Below are 24,459 nucleotides of genomic sequence, written 5' to 3' on the forward strand. Positions count from 1 at the left end.
CATAAAACGACCATTAATTGTCATTTTGTCCGAGCGGGACCAGATATCGCCGTGGCGACATGCTCAGGCTGTTGCGGGGGCAAAGCGGGCGCGCAGCGCCTTCTTGTCCGGCTTGCCGACCGGCGTTACCGGAATCGCATCGATGACATGCACTGCCTTGGGCGCCTGGAACCGGCCCTTCTGTTCGCGAACCAGCGCGATCAGCGCGTCCGCATCGATCGGTTCGCCCTGGCGCGGCACGACGAACGCCGTCACCGCTTCGCCCCATTTTTCGTCGGGCAAGCCGACCACGGCCGCCGCCGCGACGGCCGGATGCGCAGTCAGCACATCCTCCACTTCGCGCGGATAGACATTGAACCCGCCGGTGACGATCATGTCCTTCTTGCGATCGACGATCCGCAGAAAGCCGCCCGGATCGCGCACCGCGACATCGCCGGTGTGCAGCCAGTCGCCGCGAAACGTCGCTTCGTTGAGCGCGTCATTGTCGCGATAGCCGTCCATCACCAGCGGCCCGCGCACGCAGATTTCGCCCGGCTCGCCGTCGGGAACGGGATTGCAGTCATCGTCGAGCAGTTCGACGTCGAGCCAGGGCACCGGCCGCCCGCAGGAGGCGAGCCGTTGCAGGTCGTCGGGATCGTGATCGGCCTTGCGCAGCAGGCAGATGGTCTGCGGACATTCGGCCTGGCCGTAGAACTGGAAGAAGACCGGCCCGATCCGCTCGATCGCCTCCTTGAGCCGCGCAGGAGAAATCGCCGACGCGCCGTAGAAGACGGTTTCCAGGCTCGACAGGTCGAATTCGCCGAACCGGGGATGATCGAGCAGCGCATAGATCATCGTCGGCACCATCATCGTGCAATTGATGCGATGTTCCTGAATCGCTTCCATCACCGCCACCGGCTCGAATTGCGGCAGCACAAGCAGCGTACCGCCCTTCAGCAAGGTCGGCAGCGTCATCGCCGCGCCGGCATGGCTCAATGGCGCGCAGGAAAGCACGCGCGGCGGCACCGGCCATTCCCATTCGGCCATCATGATGCGCAGGCATTCCATGCTGACGCGCTGGGTGCTTGGGATGCTTTTGGGCTTGCCCGTGGTGCCGCCCGAATAAGCGAGCCGCACGACATCGTCGGGATCGATCGCCGGCGGGACGAGCTTCTGCGGCGCGCACGCCGCCGCCGCCGCGCACAGATCGGTGGCAAGATTGCTCGGCCCGAACGCAGCGAGCTTCAGCCCCGGCAGCTCGGCGGCGATTTCCGCCGCGCGATCGCCATAGGCCGCGGCATCGAAGATCAGCAGATCGACATCGGCATCGCGCAGCACGTGCAGATGATCGCGCAATCCGCCCATCGGATGCAGCGCCATGTACAGCGCACCGCTGAGCTGCACCGAATGGCTGACATGCAGCACTTCGGGCCGATTGGGCGAAAGCAGGCCGACGCGCGATCCGCGCGCGACGCCGAGCGACGCCAGCGCCTGCACGAACCGGCTGGTCTCGTCGCGCACGTCGCTGACGGTCAGGCTGGTGCCGTCGGCAAGCCGGATCAGCGGGCGATCCCCGCCCTGATTGAGTGCATTGGCCAGCACATCGGTAACGTGCAGCTTCCTGTGCGCCAGTCGTTCAGGCGCGCCGTTGGCATCCCCCATGCGATCCTTCCTCTCTCATCGGCTTAGTTCTTGTGCTCTTGGTTTGACAATTTATGGTCATTGCAATCCGGCGCCTGCGCAAGCGGTATTTCGCTCCCGCATACCGCGGTGGCGATTTCGGTTTTCGCGGCAACCGGAGGACAACAACGGCACAAAGAGCACCCAAAGATGGTGCCGCGCCGCAAATTGGGAGAGGGTGGGTATGGAAGCTTCCTACCGCCAGGCCGCGATCGCCGAATGGCGCGTGGGATGGCCTTTGGTGTTGTCGGCATTCGCCGGATCGTTCCTCGCATCCATCTATGCCTATTCGGTCGGCGTGTTGATCGCGCCGCTGGAAGCCGAGTTCGGCTGGTCGCGCGCGCAGATCACATCCGGCTTCCTGGTGGTTTCGTGCTTTTCGGTCGTGCTCTCGATCTTCATGGGGATGGTGATCGACCGGTTCGGGCCGCGCCGCCTCGCGCTGATCGGCGTGCTTGTCTATTCGGCGGCGCTCGCCCTGCTGTCCCAGGCGACGGGCAGCCTCTGGCTGTGGTGGGCGCTATGGGCGCTGATCGCCACCGGCATCATGTTCATCAAGCCGACCGTATGGGTGACGGCGATATCGAGCCAGTTCGACACCAGTCGCGGCGTCGCGCTGGCAGTGGTGCTCAGCGCATCGGGTTTCGTTTCGCTTGCCGTACCGATGATCACGCTGCTGCTCGCCGACAATCTGGGCTGGCGCATGGCCTATGCGGTACTGGGAATCGGCGCCGGCGCGATCGTCTTCCCGCTGGTCCTGTTCTTCTTCCACAGCGCGAAAGACGGCGCCCGCAAGACGAAGCGGCGCAGCGGCACCGCCCCTGCCCCCGCCAATCCCGCCGTTCTGACCGGGCTGACCACCCGCGAGGGGCTGACTTCGCTCAATTTCTGGCTGCTTGCCGGCGCGGGGCTTTCCGCCTCGCTGGTCAGTATCGCACTGTCGCTCAACATGGTGCCGATCCTGACGACTCGCGAATTCGATCGCGTCGCCGCCGCCGGCATCGCGGGGGTGATCGGCATGGCGCAGATCGCCGGGCGGCTGGCCGGAGGCTATCTGCTCGACCGGTTCAACCCGCGCCTCGTCGCCGCGATCAGCGTGGTGCTGCCGATCGGCACGTCGCTGCTGCTGCTCGGCGCGCCGGGCAGTTACCCGATGGCACTGGCGGCGGTGGTGCTGCTGGGCTTCGCAGCGGGCGCGGAAATGGACGCGATCGCCTATCTTTCAGGAAAATGCTTCGGCCTGCGCAGCTTCGCAACGCTGTTCGGTGCCTTTACCGGCATCATCACGCTGGGATTCGGCGTCGGGCCGGTCGTGGCCAGCTATGTCTATGACGTGACCGGCAGCTATCAGCTGGTTCTGATCGGCGTTCTGCCGCTTTCGCTGGTATCGGCGATTCTGTTCCTGCTGATTCGCGGCTTTCCCGATTTCGCGGCGCAGACCCCGGAAACCGTGTTGGAGGAAGAGGCCGCAGAGCTGAAGCCGGCGGTCGCCACCTAGCCGAAACGCCGCCAATCGAAGGCCCCGTGCGGCGGTGGAACGCGGTTCGGCTTGCCCCGGCACCCATGACTGCTATAGACGCCGCCGATCGGCGGTGTCCCCTGCGGGCGTGGCGGAACTGGTAGACGCGCTGGATTTAGGTTCCAGTATCGCAAGATGTGGGGGTTCGAGTCCCTTCGCCCGCACCAGCTTCGCTGCGCATTGCAAGCGCGGACGGCGCCCTTTTTCGGATTCAAGCACGAAAGCGTGGAAATGCAGACTGTCGAGACGTTGAACGAGGGCCTGAAGCGCGCCTATACGATGACTATCACCACCAAGGACGTCGACGCCCGCGTCGATGCCGAGGTGAAGCGCCTGGCGCCGCAGATCAAGATGCCCGGCTTCCGCCCCGGCAAGGTGCCCGCCAACCTGATTCGCAAGATGCACGGCGAAGCGCTTGCCGCCGACGCGCTGAACACCACCATTCAGGAAGGCGTCCAGTCGCTGATCGCCGAGCATAATCTGCGCCCGGCAATGGCACCTTCGGTCAATCTCGCCGACGGCTATGAGCCCGGCAACGACGCCGAAGTGAAGGTCGAGCTCGAAGTGCTGCCCGACGTCCCGACCCCGTCGATCGAAGGGCTGACGCTCGAACGTCTGGTCGTGCCGGTTCCCGAGGAGAAGGTCGACGAACAGCTCGAGCAGATCGCCAGCCAGCAGAAGAGCTGGGAAGATGCGCCCAAGACCCGCAAGGCGAAGGAAGGCGACCAGGTCGTCATGGATTTCGTCGGCAAGGTCGATGGCGAAGCTTTCGAAGGCGGCACCGGCGAGGACATGGCGATCGAGATCGGCTCGGGCCGCCTCATCCCGGGCTTCGAGGACCAGCTGATCGGCGTGAAGGCCGGTGAGGAAAAGACCATCGAAGTCACTTTCCCGGACGAATATGGCGCCCCTGACCTGGCCGGAAAGGCCGCGACGTTCGACCTGACGATCAAGAAGGTGCAAGTCGCCGGCGAAACCAAGCTGGACGACGAATTCGCCAAGAATATGGGCCTGGAAAGCCTCGAGCAGCTCAAGGGGCTGATCAAGGGCCAGATCGAGCAGGAGCATAACGGGCTCACGCGCACGTACATGAAGCGCAAGCTGCTCGATCAGCTCGCCGAAGGGCATGATTTCGAAGTGCCGCCGTCGATGGTCGACGCCGAGTTCGACCAGATCTGGCATCAGCTTCAGCACGAAGCCGAGCATGAGGAAGATGCCGAAGCGGCCAAGGCCGACCTTGAGAAGGAACGCGACGAATATCGCGCGATCGCCGAGCGCCGCGTGCGGCTGGGCCTGCTCCTCTCCGAAATCGGCAATGCCAATGGCGTCGAAGTGACGTCGCAGGAAATGAACCGCCTCATCATGCAGGCGGCGCAGCAGTACCGCCCGGAAGACCGCGAGCGGTTCTTCCAGTATGTCCAGCAGGAACCGATGGCCGCCGCCCAGCTGCGCGCGCCGCTGTTCGAGGACAAGGTCGTCGACTTCCTGTTCGAAAAGGCCGAGGTCACCGAGCGCGAAGTGAGCCGCGAGGATCTGGAAGCCGCGATCGAAAGCGAAGAAGGCGCGGTGCCGCACGTCCACGGCCCGGATTGCGATCACGACCATGACGAAAAGCCGGCCAAGAAGCCGGCGGCGAAGAAGGCCGCTGCCAAGAAGGCCGAGCCGGCCGAGACGAAGGAAGCCGAGGCAGAAGCTCCGGCGAAGAAGGCGCCTGCCAAGAAGCCGGCTGCGAAGAAGGCTCCGGCCAAGAAGGCCGAAACCGCCGAGGGCGAGGAAAAGCCCGCAGCCAAGAAGGCGCCTGCCAAGAAACCGGCCGCCAAAAAGGCTCCGGCCAAGAAGACCGAAGCCGAGGGCTGATCGCATACGCTGTCCCGCGGGGCAGCGCGAAACAAGGATCGGGCGCGCGTGCCGCACGGCATGCGCGCCCGTTTCGATTCTGTCGCTTCCATGCGGCAGATGGACGCACGCGCCCGGCGCGTTGCCGCATCGCAGCCCGGCCTTTGCCGGGCTAGGCGAACACCTCGGCCAGATCCTCGGCAACCGGTCGGTTCTGCGCGATCGTGATGCGGAAGATCATGGCGATCGCCACCCCCGAAAGCGCAATGCCGACCACCGCGAGCACGGTCAGCCAGGTTACCGAGCCTTCCGGCAGGAAGCCGCTGATCAAGCCGTTGGCGAGCCACAGCGCCCACCAGATCGAAACGATCGGCTGGTTTTCGCCATAGTGCTCCTCACCGTGGCTGGCGTTCCACAGTTCGCGCATCCCCTGAAACGGGCGGAACAGGTTGGCGATCGGGATGAAGAACCACCAGACGCGCGATGCGGGCGAGAATTCCAGGTCCTCGAAACCCAGTCGGCGCAAATTCTGGCCGGCCATCACGATCCAGACGGCAAAGACGACGGCAGTGAGCAGGTAAAAGCCGATCGAGGCCGTGTCGATTTCGGCCACCGTGGTCTGCGCGAACAGTTCCGGCATCAGGTACGATGTTGCCATCACCAGCGGCAATTTCAGCCCGTCGATCGCGACCATGATCGCGACCAGCCAGGCCAACGGCATCAGATTGCGTGGCATTTCCTGTTCCCCCCTGCCCCGGAACGACAATAGATATCGTTCGGCATTCAAGGGAAAGAGGGAAAATCGCTTCGCTGTCATTCGCCTCGCAGCGAAGGGCTTTTTCCGCTTGGCCGGGTCGCGATCACGGCTCCGCTCCGCCGCCGCCCTGCGCCGCCGTGCTCGGCGGCAGGCGCAGCGACGCGGCGGCCTGCGGAACGGCAGGCGTCCCCTTCTCCGCCGGCACCATCCCCGAAACGCTCTTCGACGCCTCGACTTCGGTGCCCGCACCGGGTTCGCGGTATTTCCCGATCTCGTTGATCTGCTGGGCCGTCAGCCCGTCGAGCGCTGCGCGTGCCGCCGCCGAAATGGAAACCACCACATCGGGAATTTCCGCGGTTCGAACATCGTCCTTGCCGCGCACGACCAGCGCCGTGTTGAACAACGGCCTGATCTTGACGTAATCGACCATGAAGGCCGCGTCACTTGCAGGATTAACAGGCTGGATACCATCGCCAGACATTGAACCGCTCCGAATAGCGTCAAATCTAGCCCTGGAATTTCCTGCAATAGTTTGACTCAACAAAAGAGTCGAGTCACGGGACCGCATCATTCGTGGTGTATGACAAGGTAACGTCGTTTCCTACCCGAGCGCCTTCTTCAGCAGCTCGTTCACCACCTGCGGATTGGCCTTACCCTGCATCGCCTTCATCGTCTGGCCGACGAAGAAGCCGAACAGCTTGTCCTTGCCGCCGCGATATTCGACGACCTTGTCCTCGTTGGCGGCCAGGATCTTGGCGATTTCGGCTTCGATCGCGCCGGTGTCGCTGGTCTGCTTGAGCCCCTTTTCCTCGACGATCTTCGCCGGCGCATCGCCGGTTTCGAGCATGATCTCGAACACCTGCTTGCCGATCGTGTTGGAGATGGTGCCGTCGGCGATCAGCGCGAGCAGCTCGGCGCCGTCCTCGGGGCTGACCGGGCTCGAATCGATGCTCTTGCCGAGGCGATTGAGCGCACCGAACAGATCGGAGATCAGCCAGTTGGCGGCGGCGCGGGCGACTTCGGGCTCGCCCTTCTTCTGCACGCGCGCGCTTTCGGCGAGCAGCGCCTCATACCAGCGGGCGGTGTCCGCATCGGCAGTGAGGACCGCGGCGTTATAGGCGCTCAGCCCCAGATCCTCCTCATAGCGACGGCGCTTGGCGTCGGGCAGCTCGGGCAGGCTCGCCTGGCATTCGTCGAGGAACGCGTCGTCGAGTTCGAGCGGCAGCAAATCGGGATCGGGGAAATAGCGATAATCGTGCGCGTCTTCCTTCGACCGCATCGACCGCGTTTCGCCCTTGTCGGGATCGAACAGGCGCGTTTCCTGAACGATCTTCCCGCCGCTTTCGAGCACTTCGACCTGGCGCCGCGCCTCGCCCTCGATCGCCTGCATGACGAAGCGGACCGAGTTGACGTTCTTGGTCTCGGTACGCGTGCCGAGTTCGCCGCCGGGCTTGCGCACGCTGACGTTCACATCGGCGCGCATCGAGCCCTGATCCATATTGCCGTCGCACGAGCCGACATAGCGCAGGATCGAGCGCAGCTTGGAGAGATACGCCCCGGCCTCCTGCGGCGAGCGCATGTCGGGGCGGCTGACGATTTCCATCAGCGCGACGCCGGTGCGGTTGAGGTCGACATAGGAGCGCGAGGGGTGCTGATCGTGCATCAGCTTGCCCGCATCCTGCTCGACGTGAATCCGCTCGATACCGATCGTCTTGACCGGCGACTCCGGGTCCTTCTCGTCAATCTGCACGTCGATCGCGCCCTCGCCCACCAACGGGTGATAGAGCTGGCTGATCTGATAGCCCTGCGGCAAGTCGGCGTAGAAATAATTCTTGCGGTCGAAGCGGCTATACTTGTTGATCACCGCGCCCAGCGCCATGCCGGTGCGCACCGCCTGACGGATGCACTCCTTGTTCGGCACGGGCAGCATGCCCGGCATCGCCGCGTCGACCAGGCTGACCTGCGTGTTCGGCTCCGCCCCGAACGCAGTCGGCGCGCCCGAGAAGAGCTTGGCCTGCGACGTGACCTGCGCATGGACTTCGAGGCCGATCACGACCTCCCATTCGCCGGTGTCGCCATGGATGCGGTAGGTTGATTCAGTCACCGGAATGCTCTCTCGAAAAACAAAGTCGCAAATAAGAAAAATAAATAGCAAACAAGCCAGGTACCAATGATTACCAACGGCACGGCCGGTTGCTCGCTCAGGGAAGCGAAAGCCAATGCAGCAAAGCCAAATCCAGTGAGGGATGCGAGAAAGCACACCATTGTGAGCTTACCCCTTTGGGCGTCATCCACAGTACTTTGCACATTGATTATTGCTAGCGCGATCGAGGCTAAGCCCATCGCCAAGTACAACAAATCACCGAACTCTGGCGCCTGCTGCGAAAGCCCCACCCCAAGATACGCGCTAAGCCCCGCGCCAAATACCATGTCCACTGCCCCATAGGACCTGAGCATGTACTGGCGCTTCTCGCTCACCACCAGCTCTCCGGCCGCGCCGTGAACCCGGCGCGCTGTTCGATCGCCATACCCGCGTTCAGCACGCCCTGTTCGTCCAACGGCTTGCCGATGATCTGGAGGCCGAGCGGCAGGCCGTTCTTGTCGAGGCCGCCCGGGACGCTCATCGCCGGCAGGCCCGCGAGCGAGCTGGGGACGGTGAAGACGTCGTTCAAATACATCGCCAGCGGATCGTCGGCCTTTTCGCCGAGCGCGAAGGCGGCGCTCGGCGCGGTCGGGGTCAGCAGGTAATCGCATTCGAGCCAGGCGCGATCGAAATCGCGCGCGATCAGCGTGCGGACTTTCTGCGCCTGGGTGTAATAGGCGTCGTAGAAACCCGCCGAGAGCACATAGGTGCCGATCAGGATGCGGCGCTTCACTTCGTCGCCGAAGCCGTGATCGCGCGTCACCGCGTACATTTCCTGTAGGTTCGCGCCGTCGGGCAGCTCGCGCAGGCCGTAGCGCACGCCGTCATAGCGCGCGAGGTTCGACGAGGCTTCGGCGGGCGCGATGATGTAATAGGCGGGCAGCGCGTACTTGGTGTGCGGCAGGCTCACTTCGACGATCTCGGCGCCGGCGTCCTTCATCCAGTCGATGCCCTGCTGCCACAGCGCATCGATTTCGGCGGGCATGTTGTCGACGCGATATTCCCTGGGGATACCGATCTTCTTGCCGCGCATGTCAGGGTTGAGGCCCTCTTCCCATTTGGGAACGGGCAGGTTGAGCGACGTCGCGTCCTTGGGATCGAAGCCCGCCATCGCCTCGAGCATGATCGCGCAGTCCTTGACGTCATGCGCCATCGGTCCCGCCTGATCGAGCGAGCTGGCGAACGCCACCACGCCCCAGCGCGAGCAGCGGCCATAGGTCGGCTTGATCCCGGCAATGCCGGTGAAGGCGGCGGGCTGGCGGATCGAGCCGCCGGTATCGGTGCCGGTCGCCGCCGGGCAGAGCCGCGCGGAAACCGCGGTCGAGCTGCCGCCCGAGCTGCCGCCCGGCGCGAGCGGAGCGTTATCCCCGCCGCCACGCTTCCACGGCGAGATGACGTTGCCGAAATGGCTCGTCTCGTTCGACGAACCCATCGCGAACTGATCGAGATTGAGCTTGCCGAGCATCCCCGCGCCCGCTTCCCACAGATGGTGCGAGACGGTGGATTCATAGGGCGGCACGAAGCCTTCGAGAATGTGGCTGGCCGCCGTGGTCTGCACGCCCTTGGTGCAGAACAGGTCCTTCATGCCGATCGGCACGCCCGCGAGCGGCTTCAGTGTCTCGCCCGCCGCGACGGCATCATCGGCGGCCTTGGCGGCGGCGATGGCGTGATCGGGGGTTTCGACGATGAAGGCGTTGAGCGCCTTTGCCTTGCTCACCTTGACGATGAAGGCGTCGGCGACTTCGCGCGCGGAGAACGCCTTGGTGCGGATGCCGTCGCGAAGCGCCGCGACGCCGAGATCGGTTACGTCGGTCATGCGCGGCCTCCCTTCAATGCGGCCACGCTGTTGCCAAGCAGAAATCCGTTGGCCCTGAGCTTGTCGAAGGGCCGTCCTTCTTCTTCGGGCCGCGCGGAAGAACAGAACGGGGCTTCGACAGGCTCAGCCCCAACGGGGTGGGTGGGGCGACCGGTGCGGGTGTGGAGGGAGGAAGCGCGCATCATTCCACCACCTTCGGCACGGTGAAGAAGCCATGCTCGCCCTGCGGCGCATTCGCCAGCACCGCGTCGCGCTGATCGCCTTCGGTGACGACGTCCTCGCGCAGGCGCAGCGTGTTGGGGATGACGGCGGTCATCGGCTCGACCGACGACGTGTCGACTTCGCCCAGCTGTTCGACCCAGCCGAGGATGTTGTTGAGCTCGGGCGTCAGCCGTTCGGCTTCCGCGTCGGTGATCGCGATGCGGGCAAGGCTGGCGACCTTGCGCACGGTGTTCTGGTCTACGGACATGAACTCGCGGCTAGCACCGGCGCGCGCGCCTGCGCAATGCTATTTGCAGCCGCTCATTCGAAAGGCTCGCCGACGGGTTCGCCGCCGACGAACAGCTGGCGGCTTTCGACGGTGCGGATTTCGATGTCGCCCCGTTCGAAGCCTTCGCGCAGCCGCGCCTTTTGTGCGTCGGTGTAACGATCAGGGCCTTGATCGGCGCGAACCCAGCCCTCCTCGCCCTTGCGAAACGGAATCGGCTCGCAACCATAAGGCGGCGCGCCCTCTACGACGGCGGAAGCCAAGGGCCGGCGTTCGTCCGCTCCGGCTTCCTGCTCGACCGGCGCCGGATAGCAGCTGCCGGAGAACAGAAAGGCCTCGCTTCCGCCCTCGCTGAAAAGCAACGTGCAGCCTCCCCCCAGCGAACAGGGCCAGGATGTGCCGACCAATGCCTGCAGTGCTTCGGGCACGGCAGCGTCCTGCGGCAGCACGCGCAGTTTCGCCATTGCTTGCTGCGTATTTTCGGATGCGGCCTGTTCCTGAACGCCTTCCCAGCGATTTTTCCACGCCAGCGCTTCCTTCGCCGCGCTCCGCACCTCGGCCTTGTCGCTTTCCCCCAGCCGTGCGAGCGCCTTGCGCCCGGGCTCGCCGAAATCGAAGGCGAGCGCCGCCCAGTCAAATTTGTCGGCCGATATCCTGCCCGATTGGAGCCGGGCGACCTGATCGCGCGTCGAAAGCGACTGGAAAGCGGCGAGCGGCGTCGCGAGGAACAGTGCGAGGACACACAGCCCCGCCGCGAGCCACAGGTTGGACGTGCGCACGCGCGCCATCCACGCCGCGCGCGCCGTCGCGAACGACACCAGATAGGCCAGCCCATAGGCGCAGGCGATCGCGACGAAGGTGGCCGCCCAGAGCCGCTCGGGCGTCAGGCCATATTGGTCGATGCGCAAATAGGTGGCGCAGGCGGCGACCACCGAAAGCGGCAGCATCGTCAGCGCCAGCGCCAATGCGCCCCAGCGCAGCGGGCGCGCCGCCGCCTCCTGATCCGCATCGTTGCCGATTACGCCGTTGGCGAGGATCAGCGCGCCGACGACGCACGTGAGCAAGGTACCCGTAGGCCAGCGAGTCGCGTCCCACAGCGCGCCGAGGCCAGTGAACGGCAGCGCGGCCAGAAACAGCACCAGTCCGATCCCGAGCACCGGCGCAAGCACCGCCAGCACGCGCGCCACCACCCGCTGCACCATCCGCACGACCGCGACATGTTCCTGCAGCAGCCCCAGCCCGAGCCCGAAAGCGGCCCCGAGATAGCTCATCCCGAACCAGTGCTTGCCCAGCAGGTCGCCGATCCAGTGAATGCCGATCAACCGGAACAGCTGGTCGAGCAGTACGAGCAGCAGGAATACGACGAGCACGAACAGCCAGCTCGCGCAGAACAGCACGACGTTCGTCCAGGCATGGTCGTGCGTTTCGCGATAGTCGAAGACCATGCCGCCCGCGTCGCGCGCGGTTTGATAGAAGGGCGCCGCGATCCCGGCGGCGAGCGCGAGGCTGACCACGCGCCAGCCCGCCATCGCGTCCCAGCCCGAGGGGCTGCCGTTCCAGTAAGCCACCAGCGCCGCGACCGCGCCCCAGACGACCGAGAAGACGAGCGCGGAGAGAATCGCCCGGCGTTCGAGCGTGAATCCGACCAGCCCGGCAGCGACGACGACGAAGGTCGTAGCCGTCAGTTCCAGCGTGGTCGGCGCGCTGTTCCAGTCGCGCCCGATCAGGAAATAGCTGATGATTCCGGCGACAAGCCCGAGCAACCCCAGCAGCATGGGGCGGACCGGCCACTGGCCATCGCGCGCCTCGGCTGATTCGTCTTCCATCATCCCCTCCCGGTATCGGCGAGGCATTCCCCGAATCGGCGGCAAGGTCAATCGACATTGCATCGCGCGCTTTCGTCCTGCAGGAGGCTGGAAACGGCGCGCCGGAGCGCTTATGTTGCACTGCACAACGGAGCGGGTCTTGAGCCGCGAAACGGAAGAATCGAGAGGAAGCACGGGGCCGGGATCGGCGAGCGCAGCGGAAAACCCGCGCCGTTCGCGCAATCCGTCGCGCATCGTGCGCATCTTCCTCTATGGAGTCGCCGCCCTCGTCATGCTCGCGCTCGCCGCCGCCTTCACCTATCGCTTCTGGGGCATGGAGCTGCTGCGCCGATCGATGGTGCCGAGCGCCGGCTTCGCCGCGCAGCCGCCGGTCGAACCCGAAGGCTATGCCCGCGCCGACATGTGGCTGGCGCGGCCCGACAAGCCGGGCAACCCGGCATTATGGACGCCCGCCGACATGCAGCCGGCATCGGATCCGACCGCGGCGGTCTTCTTCGTCCACCCGACCTCCTACATGAACCGCAATCACTGGAACGCGCCGCTCGACGATGTCGAGGCCAACAGCACGCTGGAGATTTTCCTGCGCGGCCAGGCCAGCGCGTTCAACGGCAGCGGCGCGATCTGGGCGCCGCGCTATCGCCAGGCCACGTTCGGCGCGTTCCTGACCAGCGATGAAGCCGCGCAACAGGCGCTCGACCTCGCCTATGGCGACGTGCTGGCGGCATTCGAGGAGTTTCTGAAGCAAGCCGGGGACCGGCCGATCATCCTTGCCGGGCACAGCCAGGGATCGCTGCACCTCACGCGACTGCTTGCCGAGCGCATTGCCGGAACTCCGATCGCCGAGCGGATCGTCGCCGCCTATGTCGTCGGCTGGCCGGTTTCGATCACCGCCGATCTGCCCGCGCTGGGCCTTCCCGCCTGCACCGATCCCGACCAGCCCGGCTGCATCCTTTCCTGGCAGAGCTTCGCCGAGCCCGCCGACCCCAGCCTGATCTTCGACAAGTTCGACACGACCGACGGCTATACCGGCGCGGCGCGCAAGGACAGCGCGCTGCTCTGCGTCAATCCGATCACCGGCAAGCCCGACGATGCCGCTCCCAAACAGGCCAATCTGGGCACATTGCTGCCCGATATGAGCTTTTCCAGCGCGCGGATGGTTGCCGGCGGCGTGCCCGCGCGGTGCGAAGGGCGCGGCATATTGAGCATCGGCAAGACGCCGCCCAATCTCGGCCAGTTCGTACTGCCGGGCAACAATTACCACGTCTTCGACTACAGCCTGTTCTGGGCGAATGTGCGCGCCGACGCCAACCGCCGGCTCGCGGCGTTCGAAGCCAGGTGATCACCACCTCCGCCGCCGATTTCCGCGCCGCACTACCCGATGGCGGGCGGCTGATCGGGCTCGATGTCGGTAGCAAGACAATCGGCACGGCGCTGTGCGACGCGGGGTGGAGCTTCGCCAGCCCGGCGCAACTCATCCGCCGAACCAAGTTCACCAGGGACAAGACCGCGCTGGCCGATCTGATCGCCGCGCAGCAGGTGAGGGGCATGGTGATCGGGCTGCCGCTCAGCATGGACGGAAGCGACAGCCCGCGCACGCAATCGACACGCGCCTTCGCGCGCAACCTCGACGATATGGGGCTGCCCATCCTGCTGTGGGACGAGCGCTGGTCGACCGTCGCGGTCGAGCGCACGCTGATCGAACAGGACGCCAGCCGCGCCAAACGCGCCGAACTGGTGGACAAGATGGCGGCGGCGCACATCCTGCAAGGCGCGATCGACGCGCTGGTGAACAGCTGAAAAATCCCTTTCCCGGAGCGTCGCCGGGCTTGGAAAATGACAACCGAACGGGCATGGAGCCGCGGGTCATGCTGACCGCCATCTTCTCCGTGCCGAGCCTGTTGCTAGCCATCTTCACGCTGATGGCGGGGAGCAGTTTCCTGGCGACTCTCGTCAGCCTCCGGCTCGATGCGGGGGGCAGCCACGCGCTGATGATCGGTATCGTCGGCACCGGCTATTTCGCCGGGCTGACAGTCGGTGCGCGGCGCGTGACAGCGCTGATCGGTCGGGTCGGGCACATCCGCACCTTCGCCGCGGTCGCATCGCTGCTTTCGGCCACGGCGCTGGCCTTTCCGATCGTCCCGCCGGGGCTCGGCTGGGCGGCGCTGCGCTTTCTCAACGGCATCGCGATGGCGGGCGTGTTCATCTGCCTCGAAAGCTGGCTCAACGAACGCGCCGAGGCATCGACTCGCGGATCGGTGCTCGCGGGTTACATGATCGCGCTCTATTCGGGGCAGGCGCTGGGGCAGATCCTGCTGACGCTCGACATGGCGGACCAGGCGATGCCCTTCGCGATGGCGGCGATGCTGGTTTCGCTTGCCGCGATTCCCGTCGCGCTGACCCGCATCGCCAGCCCCGAGATATTCGATGCGACGCCGCTCAAGGTGGTCGAACTCTACCATGTCTCCCCGCTCGGCTGCATCGGGACGATCGTGACCGGGCTGATGTTCGGCTCCTTCTACGCGCTCGGCGCGGTCTATGTGCTGCGCCAGGGCGGCAGCGTGGACGATGCCGCATGGTTCATGACCGCCGTCATCCTGGGCGGCGTCGCGCTGCAATTCCCGCTGGGGCGGCTGTCGGACCGGTTCGACCGGCGCAAGGTGATCATCGCGCTGTTCGGCGGCACCATCCTCTCCAGCCTCGCGCTGGCGCTGGCAGGGCTGAGCGGAGCCGCGTCGCTGGCGCTCGGCATGGCGTTCGGCGGGCTGGGATTCGCGCTCTATCCGCTCTGCGTCGCGCATACCAACGACCATCTCAAACCCGAACAGCGCGTCGGCGCCAGCGGCGGACTGGTGCTGATCTATTCGCTCGGTGCCGCGGTCGGCCCGTTCGTGGCGGGCGGCGCGATGGAGACGTTCGGCCCCAGCGGGCTGTTCCTGTTCCTCGCCGGATGCGCGGCGATCACTTTCGGCTTCGGCCTGTGGCGCGAATGGCGCACCGATTCGATCCCAGAGGCGCTGCAGCAGGATTTCCAGGTCCTGCCGCGCACCACGCCGGTCGCCGCCTCGCTCGATCCCTATGCCGAGGAAGGCGAGGCTGACGCCTAGCTTTCCAGCTGCTCGATCAGCGCGGAAATGCTCGGCCATTGCATCGCAGCGCGCTGCCGCTGCCGGTGCGTCTCGCTGTCGACCGGTTCGAAGCCGCGCAGCATGGTCCGCACCCGCTCGACCGCATCGGCAAACTCGGCCTCCGCCCTGGCAACCGCAGCCTCGTCGTCATAGACGTGCCTTCGCAACCGTTTCGGAAGCGTATCCATCGCCTGGCTGCTTCGGGTGCGCAGATCGTCCAGATATCCAAGCTTTTCCGACAGCTTGGTCCGGCTTGGAGCATGGACGTGTCGTCCCGCCTCGAACCCGTAGGCCGCCCCTTCGGCCCGCCGTTCGGCAATCGCCTCGCGAGCGCAGAATTGCCAGCAACCGTCCATCACGCGCTGCGTCGTCTGGACGAAAGCAAAGAGCTGCATCAGGCTTTCCGCCATCCGCGGCGTCATCGCCACGTTGAGCACATTCGCATTGCTGTATATCTTGTCGCGCGACCGGGCCTGCTCCTCCATCCGGCGCAGCGCCTCGTTCAGCCGCGGGATCACCAGGTCGTCGGATATCACCACATGATCGGGAAACATCCGATCGACAAAGGCCGTGAAATCGCGCACCGCACTGGCATGGGTCTGCCCCATTTCCCGAACCAGCCTTTTCCGCATCGGAGCATAGCGCCGCCGTTCGAGAACGCCGATCCACCAGGGAATCAGAATGACGACAAGCAGCACTTCCATGCCGAAGAAAAAAGCCGTTCGCCTGAAATCCGGCCCACCAGTCGGCATCCTTCCGCAACCAGTCCGAAAAGGTCTGGCCAGCGCTTAACAGCCATTGGATCAGCTGTTCCATCCTCGGCGCCTCCCCCTCGCGTTGCGATCGATGTCTAGCAGGTTGGCCGGCAATCGCCACAAGGTGGCGCCCCCCGCTTGCAACCTGCCCTGCACCCGATTACGCGACCGCTTCAATGTCGCCGTCCGATCATCGCCCCGGCACGCTGCTCAACGGCAGCGAAGCCTTTCCCCACCGGCACCTGACCGGGATCGCGGGACTTCAGCCGCATGAAATCATGTTCCTGCTCGACGAAGCCGAACAATGGGTGGAGGCGAACAAGGAGCGCGGGCGGCTGAGCGACCGGCTGACCGGCCTCACCCAGATCAATGCCTTTTTCGAAAATTCGACACGCACGCTGCTGAGCTTCGAAATCGCGGGCAAGCGGCTCGGTGCCGATGTCGTCAACATGCATGCCGGCCAGTCGAGCGTGAAGAAGGGCGAGACGCTGATCGACACCGCCGTCACGCTCAATGCGATGCGCGCCGATGTGATCGTGATCCGCCACGGCAGTTCGGGCGCGGTCCAGCTGATCGCCGACAAGGTCGACTGCCCGGTGCTCAATGCCGGCGATGGCTGGCACGAACATCCCACCCAGGCGCTGCTCGACGCGCTGACCATCCGTCGCCGCCGGGGCGCGATCGCGGGGCAGCGCGTGGTGATCTGCGGCGATATCCTGCACAGCCGCGTCGCGCGCTCCAACATCCTGGCGCTGACCGCGCTCGCCGCCGAAGTGCGCGTCGTCGCGCCCTCCACGCTGATGCCCGCCGAAGTCGAGCGGATGGGCGTAACGCCGTTCAGCGATTTCGACGAAGCGCTGGAAGGCGCCGATGTGGTGATGATGTTGCGGCTCCAGAACGAACGCATGTCGGGCGGGTTCATCCCCTCGACCCGCGAATTCCACATGCGCTACGGCCTGACGCCCGAACGGCTGGCGCGGGCGAAACCCGATGCGCTGGTGATGCATCCCGGCCCGATGAATCGCGGCGTCGAGATCACCTCGAGCGTCGCCGACGACCGCGAACGCTCGGCGATCACCGAACAGGTCGCGATGGGCGTGGCGGTGCGTATGGCCTGCCTCGACGTACTGACACGCCACGAACGCGGCGTGGAGGGCTGGGCATGAAGCGGCTTTTCACCAATGCGCGGCTGGTGCTGCCCGATCATGTGGCCGAGGGCAGCCTGCTGATCGACGGCGACACGATTGCGGCGGTCGGCGCGGTCGAGGCACCTTCCGACGCGGAAACCGTGGACGCTTCCGGGCTGCTGCTCGCCCCTGCCCTCGTTGATCTGGGCGTGTTCGCGATGGACAAGGCCGCGATGCGCGCCGGCGGCATCGCGCGGATCGGGCTGATGCCCGATCAGTCGCCGATCCTTGATGGCCCGGGCATCATCCAGCGTGCCACCGCGATGGGCAAGCCCGAGCTGTGGGTCCATCCGATCGCTGCCGCCACGGCGGGGCTGGAAGGCAGCGATCTGGGCGAAATGGCGATCAATGCCGAAGCCGGCGCGCGCGCCGTTGCCACCGGGCGGCGCTGGATCGCGGACTCGGGCATGATGCGCAAGGTGCTAGCCTATGCGCGCGATTGCGGGCTGGCGGTGATCGCGCATGCCGAGGATTCCGGGCTGGCGGGCAATGCCGTTGCCACCGCGGGCGAAACCGCGACGCGGCTCGGCCTGCCCGCCGCGCCCGCCATTGCCGAGGCGCTGGCGATCGCCCGCGACCTGATGCTGGCCGAGGAAAGCGGCGCGCATATCCATTTCCGGCAGGTAACGACCGCAGACGGCTTCGAACTGATCCGCGCGGCGAAGCGCGCCGGGATGCCTGTCACTTGCGGCATCACGCCCGCGCATCTGCTGCTGTCCGATGCGGCGATGACCGATTTCCGTACCTTCGCGCATCTATCGCCGCCGCTGCGCAGCGAGGCGGATCGCCAGGCGGCGCTGCGCGCGCTCGCCGACGGGACGATCGACGTGATCGGATCGGGCCATGATCCACGCGGACCGGAGGAAAAGCGCCTCCCCTTCGCCGATGCGGCGCCGGGCATGGCGGGCGCCGAAACGCTGCTGGCGCTGTCGCTGGGGCTGGTGCGCGACGAAGTGGTTTCGCTCGAACGGCTGTTCGCGCTGCTCGCGGCCAATCCGGCGCGCATCCTGCGGCTCGCGACGGGCACGCTGGAGGCAGGTCGTCCCGCCGACCTGATCCTGGTCGATCCCGACACCCCGTGGCAGATCAGCGCCGACCGCATGACGGCAAAGGCGGGTAATACGCCGTTCGACGGCCTGCCCGTACAGGGCAGGACCGTGGCCCTGTTCAAGGGCGGCAGCGAAATCCTCTAGCGAACAGGCTCAACGCGAGGCGACCTGCGTGTCGCCGCGCAGCCAGCTTGCGGTTTCATCGCCCGCCTTGGCTCGCACAAAGCAGCGGCCGCCACTAGAGCGCAATTCGCGGCACATCGCGTTTGCCTCGGCGCGCGAATAACCCCCGACCGACAGGCGATAGAAAGTGCCGCGGCGGTTCGCGATCTTCGCCTGCGACGGGGTTTCGTTGCTTAGCATGGCATGGCGGCTCGAAGCGCGACGCCATGCCGCGCGCGCATTGGCTTCGCTCGAATAGGCGCCGAGCTGCACGAAATAATTGCCCGGGGCGCGGTTCGGGGCCGTCACCGCCGGACGCGCGGAGGGCGCGGGCGTCGCGGCGCTGGCCACCGAATAGTTGCCGGGCAGTGCCTGCACCACTTCCTGCGACGGTCCGAATACGACGCCGTTGCGTGCGGGTGCCGGGGCAGCCGGACGAATATCCGCGGCTGGCACCGCCGCGACGCTCGCGCCGTCGCCGGGCATATAGGCGTCAACCGGATCCACCGTCTGCGCGGCGGCGGCAACCGGCTGCATCGTTTCGGCGAGCGCCAGTTGCTGCGGCTGGCCGGGATCCTGCACGGCACGCACGCCGAGCAGCGAGGCGACCTGGTCATAGGCGTTGGTGGGACGCGAGAAGCTGGCCCATTCGGTCATGCGCCGGTCGAGCTGGTCGGGCGGCACATCGATCGCGGCAAGCGCCTTGGCATCCTGCCAGCGCCCCGAAAGCGCAAGCGCGAGCGCGAGATTCTGGCGGACCTTGGCAGTCGCGCCGGGCTGACGCGCTGCGGGCAGCAGCACCTCGACCGCACCCACCGGATCGCCGGCCAGCGCCATCGCCAAGCCGCGGTCGCCCGCGGGGATCGTATTGCTATGCGTTTCCAGTGTCTGGCGGGCGCCCGCCCAGTCGCCATTGGCGATCTGCGACAGCGCAAGGTGCAGCGCGACCGTGCCGTTTCCCGGATCGAGCGACAACGCGTCGGTCAGTGCCTGCTGCGCCGACTGGAACCGGCCCGACATCAGATAGGTCTGGCCGAGCAGCGCGCGATATTCGCCGTTCCGGGGCGCGTTTTCGACTGCTGATTCAGCATAACGCACGGCGCGTTCGGCTTTGTTCTTGCCCAGTTGCTCGCGCGCTTCCTCGGCATCGCGCGCGGCCTTGCGCGCGTCGCTGTCCGAAGAAAGGGTGGTGGCATGGGCTAGCATCGCCGTGCCCGCCGCACCGGCCATCAGCGGTCCGCTGACGACCAGCGCCGAAAGGCCGATGGAAAGGAAATTACGGCTGGTCATGTTCAGTCCTTCCGTCGCGGTTGCCGGTCGAGCTGGTCGACCAGCGCGTCCACGGCCTGTTGCGATTCAAGAAATGCGTCGAGTGCTTCGGTCACGATCTGCTGTGCCGAGCGGTTCGAAAGCGCCGATGCCAGGCGCAGACGGAGATGGCGCTCGGGATCGAGCCGCAGGGTAAAGGCGGCGCGCCGCTTCTTGCGGTGCATTTCCCGCGCCACGCGCTCCGCCGCTTCGGACGACAGCGTGGCGGCTTCCGGTTCCGGTGCTTTCGCTGCCGGTTCGTGTGATACCGGCGCGGTTACCACCGCTTCCGGCACCTCCGGCACGTTCAGCGCGGGCGTTTCGAACGCAGTGGCGCCGAAGATCGGGGCGTCGATTACCGGTTCCTCCGCCTCCGGCGACTCCGTCGGCTCCGCGTCGCCCGCAAGTTCGCGATCGAGCGCATCGCGCTGGCGCAGTACCGCCGGCCGGGGCGCAGGCACGGGCGGTTCGGTTGGCGCCGGTGCGGGAGTCAGCGGCTGTACCGAGCTGGGAACATGGACATGGTCCTCGCCCATATCGTTCCAGCCCAGATCATCATGCTGCGTCGGCGGCGTCAGGCCGACATAGCCCTGCGGACGCATCGCCGGACGCGCCTGCCCCTTGCGGGCCAGCAGCCCGGAGGAAAGCGAAGCAGTGGGCTTGGGAGCGCCGAGCATTGGCTGCATCTCCCTCAGCTCACCACGCGGCGGCCGAAGCCACCGACGGGGCGTGCCGCACCGAAACCGGCCGCCGCGGCGGGAGCGGTGAAAACGGTGCGACGGAAATTCTTTTCAAGCCGATCGGAGACATAGCTCCACAGCGCCTGCACTTCGGCCGAGCTCTTGCTCTTGGGGTCGATCTCCATCACCGTCCGTCCGTCGATCATCGACGAAGCAAAATCGGTGCGATGGTGAACGATCACCGGCGCCACCGTGCCGTGCTGCGATAGCGCGACGGCGGCTTCGGAAGTGATCCGCGCCTTGGGGGTGGCGGCGTTGACGACGAAGACCAGCGGCTTGCCCGCGCGCTCGCACAGGTCGACGGTGGCGCCGACGGCGCGCAGGTCGTGCGGGCTGGGTCGCGTGGGGATGACGATCAGCTCGGCGACCGCGATCACGCTCTGGATCGCCATCGTGATTGCCGGCGGCGTATCGATCACCGCCAGCTTGAACCCCTGTTGCCGCAGCACTTCCAGATCGGAGGCGAGCCGCGCGACCGTGGTCTGCGCGAATGCCGGCAAATCGGTTTCGCGCTCGTTCCACCAGTCGGCGAGCGAGCCCTGCGGATCGATATCGATCAGCACGACAGGCCCGTGCCCCGCCAGTTCGGCCTGAACCGCCAGGTGCCCCGATAGCGTGGTCTTGCCCGACCCGCCCTTTTGCGATGCCATCGCCAGTACGCGCATCTACCCCTCTGAAACTCCCGCTAATTCCATTGCCGCAATGCCACGGGGCGGGATAAGAAGAGGTTAATGCGTGCCGGGAAGGGACGCCTCGGCCGATTGCGAGGCGTAAGGATTTCTTTCACCAACGATGGTTAATCGTCATTATCCATTGTCCGGTCGCGCACGGCCGAAATGTTACGAGCCGGGGTTAACCGCATGAAACCATTTTGGATCCTTGCAGCAGCCATCGCCACACCGATCGCCACGCCCGTTGCGGCGCAACAGGCGGCGCAGCCTGCCGATCCGGTGCGCGAAGGCGTCGAGGCATGGTCGCGCGGCGATTATCTGACCGCAATCGACAAATGGCGCGGACCGGCCGAAGCGGGCAATGCCGATGCGCAGTTCAACCTGGGTCAGGCATATAAGCTCGGCCGCGGTGTCGATTCCGATCTGGCGCAGGCGCAGGAATGGTATCGCCGCGCCGCTATCCAGGGGCATGCCCAGGCGGAGGACAATTACGGCCTCGCGCTGTTCCAGAACGGCCATCGCGACGAAGCGGTGCAGTGGCTCGAACAATCGGCGCTGCGCGGCGAACCGCGTGCGCAGTACGTTCTCGGCACCATGTATTTCAACGGCGACGCAGTGGAGCGCGACTGGGTGCGTGCCTATGCGCTGATGATCCGCAGCTCGCAGACCGGCCTGCCGCAGGCGAACCAGGCGCTGGCGCAGATGGACCGCTATGTCTCGGTCGAGGATCGCCAGAAGGGCCTGACGCTCGCCCGCCGCTATGAAGAGGCATCGAACCGATCGCAGCTTCCGGTCGACTATGCCGGGCCGGTGACACAGCCGCCGAGCCCGCCGACCGCCCAGCCGACGCAAACCGCGGCCAACGAACCGACGCCGACGCGCGGACAGGTGCAGACGATCGACCTTCCGCCTTCGCAAGTGGCGCAGCGCCCGGTGGAGACCGCGCAGGCGCCCGAACCCGTCTTCCGCCCGACGCCGCAGCCGCAGCAGCCGCCGGTCGAAACGGCGCAGCGCACTGCCCCGCCGGCACCGACTCCACCCGAACCCGCGCGCCCCGAACCGCGCGCGGCAACCGTCGACAGCGGCTGGCGCGTCCAGCTCGGCGCGTTCAGCGAGCCCGGCAATGCCCGCGCGATGTGGAGCACTGTCTCGCGCCTGTCGGTCGCGAACGGACTGCAACCTTATTATGTCGCATCGAATTCGGGGCGGCTGACCAAGCTGCTGATCGGCCCCTATGCCTCGCGCGCCGAAGCACTGCGCAGCTGCAATGCAATCAAGGCAAGCGGTCGCGACTGCCTGCTGGTGGCGCCGTAAGGCCTACTGCACGAACGTCGCCCCTGCGCAGGCAGGGGCCTATCGCTGTGCGTTTGGACGAAATGGCTGACACAGATGCTTCGCGCTTTGTGTCATGGACCAGCGCGGAACGTTAAAGACATGGGCCCCTGCCTGCGCAGGGGCGACGGTCTAGATCGACACCCAATCCTTCCGCGCGATCCCCTGCGCATGGAGCAGCGCCGTCAGCTGCGCATGGTCGATCCGCGCGCCTGCCGCCGCGGCAACGATCGGCTTGGCGCGATAGGCGGCGCCCAGCCCTGCCAGCTTGATCATCGCGAGGTCGTTGGCGCCGTCGCCCACCGCCAGCGTCTCGGCGAAGTCGAGACCGAGTTGCGCGGCGGTCTCGCGCAAGGTCGTTTCCTTGGTCGATGAATCGACGATCGGTTTGGCGACTTCGCCAGTCAGCGCGCCGCCATCGACCAGCAATTCATTCGCCACCACGCGGTTGAAACCGAGCATTCCGCCGACCGGCCCGGCAAAGCGCGTGAACCCGCCCGACACCAGCACTGCGGTGGCGCCGCGCGCGCGCATCGTCTTGACCAGCGTTTCGGCGCCGGGCGACAGGCGCACCCGTTCGGCAAGGCATCGGTCGATCGCGCCTTCATCCAGCCCCTTGAGCAGCGCCACCCGCGCGTCGAGCGCTTCGGCGAAATCGAGTTCGCCGCGCATCGCGCGCTCGGTGACTTCGGCGATCTGCGCCTTGATGCCCGCATAATCGGCGAGTTCGTCGATGCATTCGACAGTGATCATCGTCGAATCCATGTCGGCGATGAGCAACTTCTTCTCGCGGTTTTCTGCGGGCTGGACGACGACATCGGTCGCCGGGAAAGCGCCCTCCAGAGCCTCGCGCGCCGCCGACGGATCGGAGGCGAAGGGGATATCTGCAGCTTCACCTTCGTCGATCCATTGCGCTTCGCCCGGCGCGCAGCCCGCGCCGGCGAGGCGATCGGCCGCCGCCGAAATGTCGCCCGCAGTCAGGCGTTGCGATGCTATAAGCGTGGCGATGAACATATGGCCTCTTGCACGATCGGGATTTCAGAACCCGTTGGCCCTGAGCTTGTCGAAGGGCTGTTCTTCTTCTGCGCGCGGTACGAAGAGAAGAACGGCGCTTCGACAGGCTCAGCGCGAACGGACGGAGGCGTTTGATGACTGACCGCCCCCCGCTGGCGCTCATCGCAGGGCCGACGGCCAGCGGCAAGTCCGCGCTGGCGATCGCGCTTGCCGAAAGACATGGCGGCATGGTGATCAATGCCGACAGCGCGCAGGTCTATGCCGATCTGCGCGTGCTTTCGGCACGGCCGAGCCATGAGGAGGAATCGCGCGCGCCGCATCGGTTGTTCGGCCATGTCGACGGGGCGGACGCCTATTCCGCCGCGCGCTGGGCCAGCGAGGCACGCGGCGCGATCGCGGAAGCGCGGCGAGAGGGCCTGCTGCCGATCCTGGTCGGCGGCACAGGGCTCTATATGCGCACCTTGCTCGACGGAATCGCGCCGGTGCCGGAGATCGATGCGACGATCCGCGACGAGGTCCGCGCCCTGCCGGTGCAGCACGCCCATGCCGCGCTCGAACGCGAAGACCCGGAAGCCGCATCGCGGCTGCGCGGCACCGACACGACTCGCATCGCCCGCGCGCTCGAAGTCGTGCGCTCGACCGGGCGGACGCTCGCCGCCTGGCAGGCGGAGCGCGTCGGCGGCATCGGCAAGGAGGTTTCGCTGGCGGCGCTGGTGCTGCTGCCCGACCGCGAATGGCTGCGCGAGCGCTGCGACCGACGGTTCGGACTGATGCTCGAACAAGGCGCCGTCGAGGAAGTACGCGCGCTGTGTTCGCGGACCGATATCGGCGAAACCGCGCCGGTTCGCCGCGCGATCGGCGTTGCCGAAATCGGCAGCTGGCTGAGCGGCGCCCTGAGCCGCGAGGAAGCGGTGGATCGCGCGCAGGCGGCGACGCGGCAATATGCCAAGCGGCAGTATACCTGGTTCCGCAACCAGCCTCCGGCCGAATGGAGTCGCACGACCAAGATAGAAACGAACCAACTGGTTCGCCATTTTGAAACTAAATTACCTTAATAGAGCTTGACCGGCAGT

22 protein-coding genes and 1 tRNA gene are annotated in these 24,459 nt (G+C 66.1%); 10 read left to right on the plus strand and 13 right to left on the minus strand.

Annotated elements, in window-relative coordinates:
* Positions 1-63: 63 nt before the first annotated feature.
* Entirely contained in the window at positions 64-1,641 is a 1,578-nt protein-coding gene (locus tag G5C33_RS15110) for an AMP-binding protein (protein WP_165327907.1), read from the minus strand.
* Positions 1,642-1,843: 202 nt separating this feature from the next.
* Between G5C33_RS15110 and G5C33_RS15115 the strand changes: the two genes are divergently transcribed.
* The 3 genes from G5C33_RS15115 (at position 1,844) to tig (ending at position 5,035) form a co-directional block, all read left to right on the plus strand.
* Positions 1,844-3,157 carry an MFS transporter gene (locus tag G5C33_RS15115; protein ID WP_165327908.1) on the plus strand — a complete coding sequence of 438 codons (1,314 nt, stop codon included), beginning with the start codon at positions 1,844-1,846 and terminating at the stop codon, positions 3,155-3,157.
* Positions 3,158-3,260: 103 nt separating this feature from the next.
* Positions 3,261-3,345: transfer RNA gene (locus G5C33_RS15120), tRNA-Leu, on the plus strand.
* Positions 3,346-3,409: 64 nt separating this feature from the next.
* On the plus strand, positions 3,410-5,035 hold the full coding sequence (gene tig, locus G5C33_RS15125) for a trigger factor (protein WP_165327909.1): 1,626 nt from the start codon (positions 3,410-3,412) through the stop codon (positions 5,033-5,035).
* Positions 5,036-5,186: 151 nt separating this feature from the next.
* Here the strand turns inward: tig and G5C33_RS15130 are convergent, their stop codons facing one another.
* The 7 genes from G5C33_RS15130 to G5C33_RS15160 all read right to left on the minus strand — a co-directional run bounded on the left by G5C33_RS15130 (position 5,187) and on the right by G5C33_RS15160 (position 12,046).
* Entirely contained in the window at positions 5,187-5,750 is a 564-nt protein-coding gene (locus G5C33_RS15130; RefSeq protein WP_165327910.1) for a DUF4328 domain-containing protein, read from the minus strand.
* 124 nt (positions 5,751-5,874) lie between these two features.
* Entirely contained in the window at positions 5,875-6,252 is a 378-nt protein-coding gene (locus G5C33_RS15135; protein WP_165327911.1) for a hypothetical protein, read from the minus strand.
* 120 nt (positions 6,253-6,372) lie between these two features.
* Complete coding sequence (gene gatB, locus G5C33_RS15140; protein ID WP_165327912.1) at positions 6,373-7,875, minus strand: Asp-tRNA(Asn)/Glu-tRNA(Gln) amidotransferase subunit GatB; 1,503 nt, start codon at positions 7,873-7,875, stop codon at positions 6,373-6,375.
* Complete coding sequence (locus G5C33_RS15145) at positions 7,872-8,249, minus strand: hypothetical protein (protein ID WP_165327913.1); 378 nt, start codon at positions 8,247-8,249, stop codon at positions 7,872-7,874. The genes gatB and G5C33_RS15145 overlap by 4 nt, the downstream gene beginning before the upstream one ends.
* Entirely contained in the window at positions 8,246-9,730 is a 1,485-nt protein-coding gene (gene gatA, locus G5C33_RS15150; protein WP_165327914.1) for an Asp-tRNA(Asn)/Glu-tRNA(Gln) amidotransferase subunit GatA, read from the minus strand. Before gatA ends, G5C33_RS15145 begins: the two co-directional genes overlap by 4 nt.
* 181 nt (positions 9,731-9,911) lie before the next feature.
* Positions 9,912-10,199 carry an Asp-tRNA(Asn)/Glu-tRNA(Gln) amidotransferase subunit GatC gene (gatC, locus tag G5C33_RS15155; protein WP_165327915.1) on the minus strand — a complete coding sequence of 96 codons (288 nt, stop codon included), beginning with the start codon at positions 10,197-10,199 and terminating at the stop codon, positions 9,912-9,914.
* Positions 10,200-10,252: 53 nt separating this feature from the next.
* Entirely contained in the window at positions 10,253-12,046 is a 1,794-nt protein-coding gene (locus G5C33_RS15160; RefSeq protein WP_206518570.1) for a DUF4153 domain-containing protein, read from the minus strand.
* 229 nt (positions 12,047-12,275) lie between these two features.
* Between G5C33_RS15160 and G5C33_RS15165 the strand changes: the two genes are divergently transcribed.
* From G5C33_RS15165 to G5C33_RS15175, 3 genes are all read left to right on the plus strand, one after another.
* Entirely contained in the window at positions 12,276-13,382 is a 1,107-nt protein-coding gene (locus G5C33_RS15165) for a DUF3089 domain-containing protein (protein ID WP_165328878.1), read from the plus strand.
* On the plus strand, positions 13,379-13,840 hold the full coding sequence (ruvX, locus tag G5C33_RS15170) for a Holliday junction resolvase RuvX (protein ID WP_165327917.1): 462 nt from the start codon (positions 13,379-13,381) through the stop codon (positions 13,838-13,840). Before G5C33_RS15165 ends, ruvX begins: the two co-directional genes overlap by 4 nt.
* 68 nt (positions 13,841-13,908) lie before the next feature.
* Entirely contained in the window at positions 13,909-15,147 is a 1,239-nt protein-coding gene (locus tag G5C33_RS15175) for an MFS transporter (RefSeq protein ID WP_165327918.1), read from the plus strand.
* Here G5C33_RS15175 and G5C33_RS15180 read toward each other — a convergent pair.
* Entirely contained in the window at positions 15,144-15,872 is a 729-nt protein-coding gene (locus tag G5C33_RS15180; RefSeq protein ID WP_165327919.1) for a hypothetical protein, read from the minus strand. The genes G5C33_RS15175 and G5C33_RS15180 overlap by 4 nt on opposite strands.
* Positions 15,873-16,099: 227 nt before the next feature.
* Here G5C33_RS15180 and G5C33_RS15185 point away from each other — a divergent pair, with 227 nt between their 5' ends.
* Both G5C33_RS15185 and G5C33_RS15190 read left to right on the plus strand, forming a co-directional pair.
* Complete coding sequence (locus G5C33_RS15185) at positions 16,100-17,089, plus strand: aspartate carbamoyltransferase catalytic subunit (protein ID WP_165327920.1); 990 nt, start codon at positions 16,100-16,102, stop codon at positions 17,087-17,089.
* Positions 17,086-18,303: a dihydroorotase gene (locus G5C33_RS15190; protein WP_165327921.1), complete on the plus strand. Its 1,218-nt coding sequence runs from the start codon at positions 17,086-17,088 to the stop codon at positions 18,301-18,303. Before G5C33_RS15185 ends, G5C33_RS15190 begins: the two co-directional genes overlap by 4 nt.
* Positions 18,304-18,312: 9 nt before the next feature.
* Here the strand turns inward: G5C33_RS15190 and G5C33_RS15195 are convergent, their stop codons facing one another.
* From G5C33_RS15195 to G5C33_RS15205, 3 genes are read right to left on the minus strand one after another with little or no spacing between them, the layout of a single operon-like run.
* A complete protein-coding gene (locus G5C33_RS15195) occupies positions 18,313-19,611 on the minus strand; it encodes an SPOR domain-containing protein (protein WP_165327922.1) in 1,299 nt (432 codons plus the stop codon).
* 2 nt (positions 19,612-19,613) lie between these two features.
* The gene (locus G5C33_RS15200; protein ID WP_165327923.1) at positions 19,614-20,306 is read right to left on the minus strand and encodes a hypothetical protein; all 693 of its coding nucleotides are present in this window, start codon (positions 20,304-20,306) and stop codon (positions 19,614-19,616) included.
* A gap of 14 nt (positions 20,307-20,320) precedes the next feature.
* Entirely contained in the window at positions 20,321-21,034 is a 714-nt protein-coding gene (locus tag G5C33_RS15205; RefSeq protein ID WP_165327924.1) for a ParA family protein, read from the minus strand.
* Positions 21,035-21,229: 195 nt separating this feature from the next.
* On the opposite strand from G5C33_RS15205, the gene G5C33_RS15210 reads away from it, so the two are divergent.
* Positions 21,230-22,354 (plus strand): SPOR domain-containing protein, encoded by a 1,125-nt coding sequence (locus G5C33_RS15210; protein WP_165327925.1) that lies wholly within the window; start codon positions 21,230-21,232, stop codon positions 22,352-22,354.
* A gap of 150 nt (positions 22,355-22,504) precedes the next feature.
* On the opposite strand, the gene serB is transcribed toward G5C33_RS15210, so the two are convergent.
* Positions 22,505-23,386: a phosphoserine phosphatase SerB gene (gene serB / locus G5C33_RS15215; protein WP_165327926.1), complete on the minus strand. Its 882-nt coding sequence runs from the start codon at positions 23,384-23,386 to the stop codon at positions 22,505-22,507.
* Between the two features lie 134 nt (positions 23,387-23,520).
* On the opposite strand from serB, the gene miaA reads away from it, so the two are divergent.
* Positions 23,521-24,441, plus strand: coding sequence for a tRNA (adenosine(37)-N6)-dimethylallyltransferase MiaA (gene miaA / locus G5C33_RS15220; RefSeq protein WP_165327927.1), 921 nt, complete (start codon positions 23,521-23,523; stop codon positions 24,439-24,441).
* Positions 24,442-24,459 lie beyond the last annotated feature (18 nt).

The sequence above is a fragment of the Sphingosinithalassobacter tenebrarum genome, from assembly GCF_011057975.1.
Lineage (GTDB): Bacteria > Pseudomonadota > Alphaproteobacteria > Sphingomonadales > Sphingomonadaceae > Sphingomonas > Sphingomonas tenebrarum.